3 protein-coding genes are annotated in these 3,911 nt (G+C 69.7%); all 3 read left to right on the top strand.

The genetic code is table 11. The features are described 5' to 3' along the window. Positions 1–58 precede the first annotated feature (58 nt). From shc to hpnH, 3 genes are read left to right on the top strand one after another with little or no spacing between them, the layout of a single operon-like run. Positions 59–2,047, top strand: coding sequence for a squalene--hopene cyclase (shc, locus tag ACWGIG_RS37560; RefSeq protein WP_453326209.1), 1,989 nt, complete (start codon positions 59–61; stop codon positions 2,045–2,047). Positions 2,048–2,081: 34 nt separating this feature from the next. Continuing rightward, positions 2,082–2,747: a phosphorylase family protein gene (locus tag ACWGIG_RS37555; RefSeq protein WP_453326208.1), complete on the top strand. Its 666-nt coding sequence runs from the start codon at positions 2,082–2,084 to the stop codon at positions 2,745–2,747. A gap of 5 nt (positions 2,748–2,752) precedes the next feature. Continuing rightward, the gene (hpnH, locus tag ACWGIG_RS37550; protein WP_453326210.1) at positions 2,753–3,769 is read left to right on the top strand and encodes an adenosyl-hopene transferase HpnH; all 1,017 of its coding nucleotides are present in this window, start codon (positions 2,753–2,755) and stop codon (positions 3,767–3,769) included. The last annotated feature ends 142 nt before the right edge of the window (positions 3,770–3,911 follow it).

Genomic DNA, 3,911 nt, shown 5'->3' with positions numbered 1-3,911 from the left:
GCGCCGGGCGACGGAAACCCCAGCACAGCAGATAGTCCAACTGCACGAAGGGGAAACCATGACAGCGACGACCGACGGAAGTTCCGGGACCGTGGACCCCGGGACTGCTGCGGCCAACCAGACCGATGCAAGCTCCACCGCCGCACCCGACGTCCTCGACGCCGCGCGGCGGGCCACGGACCGGGCAGTGGCCCATCTGCTCGCCCGGCAGAACGCCCAGGGCTGGTGGAAGGGCGACCTGGAAACCAATGTGACCATGGACGCCGAAGACCTGCTGCTCCGTCAGTTCCTCGGCATCCAGGACGAGAAGACCGTCTCGGCCGCCGCGCTCTTCATCCGCGGCGAGCAGCGCGAGGACGGCACCTGGGCCACTTTCTACGGCGGGCCCGGTGACCTCTCCGCCACCATCGAGGCGTACGTCGCCCTGCGGCTGGCCGGGGACCTCCCCGACGATCCGCACATGACCCGGGCCGCGGCCTGGGTGCGCGCCCGCGGCGGGATCGCCGCGAGCCGGGTCTTTACCCGGATCTGGCTGGCGCTCTTCGGCTGGTGGAAGTGGGACGACCTCCCCGAACTGCCGCCCGAGTTGATTTTTCTTCCCAAGTGGGTCCCTCTCAATATCTACGACTTCGGGTGCTGGGCGCGGCAGACCATCGTGCCGTTGACGGTGGTCTCGGCGAAACGGCCGGTCCGCCCCGCACCGTTCGCACTCGACGAGCTGCACACTGATCCGAACCGGCCGAATCCGCCCAAGCGCCTGGCCCCGCCCACCAGTTGGGACGGCGTCTTCCAGCGCCTCGACAAGGCGCTGCACGTCTATCACCGGTTCGCCCCCCTGCCCTTGCGGCGTACGGCGATGAAGTCCGCCGCCCGGTGGATCATCGAGCGGCAGGAGAACGACGGCTGCTGGGGCGGCATCCAGCCGCCCGCCGTGTATTCGCTGATCGCACTCCATCTTCTCGGTTACGACCTCGAACACCCGGTGATGCGGGCCGGGTTGGAGTCCCTGGACCGGTTCGCGGTCTGGCGCGACGACGGGGCCCGGATGATCGAGGCCTGTCAGTCCCCGGTCTGGGACACCTGCCTCGCCACCATCGCGCTTGCCGACGCGGGCGTCCCCGCCGACGACCCGGCGCTCCTCAAGGCCGCCGACTGGCTGCTCGACGAGGAGATGGTACGACCCGGTGACTGGGCGGTCCGCAGGCCCGAACTGCCGCCGGGCGGCTGGTCGTTCGAGTTCCAGAACAACAACTACCCCGACATGGACTCCACCGCCGAAGTGATCCTCGCGCTGCGCCGGGTCGCCCTGCCGGACCGGGAGCGGACAGAAGGAGCCGTCGCACGCGGCGTGCGCTGGAACCTCGGGATGCAGTCCAAGAACGGCGCCTGGGGCGCCTTCGACACCGACAACACCAGCGCCTTCCCCAACCGGCTGCCGTTCTGCGACTTCGGCGAGGTCATCGACCCGCCGTCCGCGGACGTCACCGCACACGTCGTGGAGATGCTGGCCGTCGAGGGCAAGGCCCACCACCCGCGCACCCGGCGCGGCATCACCTGGCTGCTCGCCGAACAGGAGCCCAACGGCGCCTGGTTCGGCCGCTGGGGCGTCAACTACGTCTACGGGACGGGGTCGGTGGTGCCCGCCCTCACCGCTGCCGGACTGCCCGCTTCGCACCCCGCGATCCGGCGCGCGGTGACCTGGCTGGAGTCCGTGCAGAACGACGACGGCGGCTGGGGCGAGGACCTGCGCTCCTACCAGGAGACCGACCGGGCCGGACAGGGGGCGTCCACCGCCTCGCAGACGGCCTGGGCGCTCCTCGCGCTGATCGCGGCGGGGGAGAGCGGCTCCAAGGCCACCGAGCGGGGCGTCGCCTGGCTCGCCGAGACCCAGCTGCCGGACGGTTCCTGGGACGAGCCGTACTTCACCGGCACCGGATTCCCCTGGGACTTCTCCATCAACTACCACCTGTACCGGCAGGTGTTCCCGCTCACCGCGCTCGGCCGGTACGTCAACGGGGAGCCCCTGCTCCTCACCTCCAGGCCCTGACCGACCACCCGCAACGCCCGCCGAGGGGGCCGAATTGACCCGAACCCCGGGTTCAGCTGGACCCGGCAGTACCAAGCCGCTGCTGATCGCCTGCGCGCTCGGCATCGAACGCCTCGCCCTGCGCGGCGGCGACCGCAGCGGCGCCGCGGGACCCGTCCTCGTACTCCGTACGGGGATGGGTCCCGAAGCGGCCGACTACGCGGTCGCCCGCACGCTCGGCGAAGAGGGCCCGGCCCGGGACGCCGCCGTCATGGCGTCCGGGTTCTGCGCCGGGCTCACGGCCGGCATGCACCCCGGTGACGTGATCGTCGCCACCGAGACCCGCGACGGCCGCGGCTCCACCGCCTGTACGGACGTGGAGCTGCTGGCCGACGCGGTGGCCAGAGCGCTGCCGGAGCGGGTGGTCCACACCGGGCCGCTGGCCGGCAGCGACCACGTCGTACGCGGCTCGGCCGAACGGGCCGCGCTGCGGGCCACCGGGGCGATCGGCGTGGACATGGAGTCCGCCGCCACCCTCGCGGGCGCACTGCGGGCCGGGCCGCGGCCGGTGGCCGCCGTCCGGGTGGTCGTGGACGCACCCGGGCACGAACTCGTTCGACTCGGCACGCTCGGCGGAGGAATATCGGCTTTCCGCGTTCTCCGTCAAGTACTGCCGGCGTTCTATGAATGGCACCGTTCTTTGCTGCTCCCCAGGAGGTGAGCCAGATGGTAATGCCGCTCCGCCAGACCATCAGGGTCGGGACGTATCTCTTCGAACAGAAGCTCCGCAAGCGTGAGAAGTTCCCGCTGATCGTCGAGCTGGAACCGCTCTTCGCCTGCAACCTCGCCTGCGAGGGCTGCGGGAAGATCCAGCATCCTGCCGGGGTGCTGAAACAGCGCATGCCGGTGGCGCAGGCCGTGGGGGCGGTGCTCGAATCGGGCGCCCCGATGGTCTCCATCGCCGGTGGCGAACCGCTGATGCACCCTCAGATCGACGAGATCGTGCGGCAGTTGGTGGCGAGGAGGAAGTACGTCTTCCTCTGCACCAACGCGATGCTGTTGCGCAAGAAGCTCGACAAGTTCACGCCGTCGCCGTACTTCGCGTTCACCGTGCACATCGACGGACTGCGCGAGCGGCACGACGAGTCGGTCGCCAAGGAAGGCGTCTTCGACGAGGCGGTGGAGGCCATCAAGGAGGCCAAGAGGCGCGGCTTCCGGGTCACCACCAACTCGACCTTCTTCAACACCGACACCCCGCAGAACATCATCGAGGTGCTCAACTACCTCAATGACGACCTGAAGGTGGACGAGATGATGATCTCGCCCGCTTACGCCTACGAGAAGGCCCCCGACCAGGAGCACTTCCTGGGCGTCGAGCAGACCAGGGAGCTCTTCAAGAAGTCGTTCGCCGGGGGGAACCGGAGGAAGTGGCGGCTGAACCACTCGCCGCTCTTCCTGGACTTCCTGGAGGGCAAGGTCGACTTCCCGTGCACCGCGTGGGCGATCCCGAACTACTCCCTGTTCGGCTGGCAGCGGCCCTGCTACCTGATGAGCGACGGATACGTACCGACGTACCGGCAGCTCATCGAGGAGACCGACTGGGAGAAGTACGGGCGCGGCAAGGACCCGAGGTGCGCGAACTGCATGGCGCACTGCGGGTACGAGCCCACGGCCGTCCTCGCCACCATGGGCTCGCTCAAGGAGTCGCTGCGGGCGGTCCGCGAGACCGTCTCGGGGAGCTGAGGGGCCGGCCATGACCGAGGGCTTCGACCTGCGGGCGCTGCTCGCCGAGCGGGGCGGCGAGCGGTACGGGCTGCACGCCCGCCACCTCAACCCGCAGCTGCCGCGGATGCTGCACACCATCGGCTTCGACAAGGTCTACGAG

The sequence above is a fragment of the Streptomyces sp. NPDC054863 genome (assembly GCF_053610825.1).
This window is presented reverse-complemented; position numbering and strand designations above follow the sequence as displayed.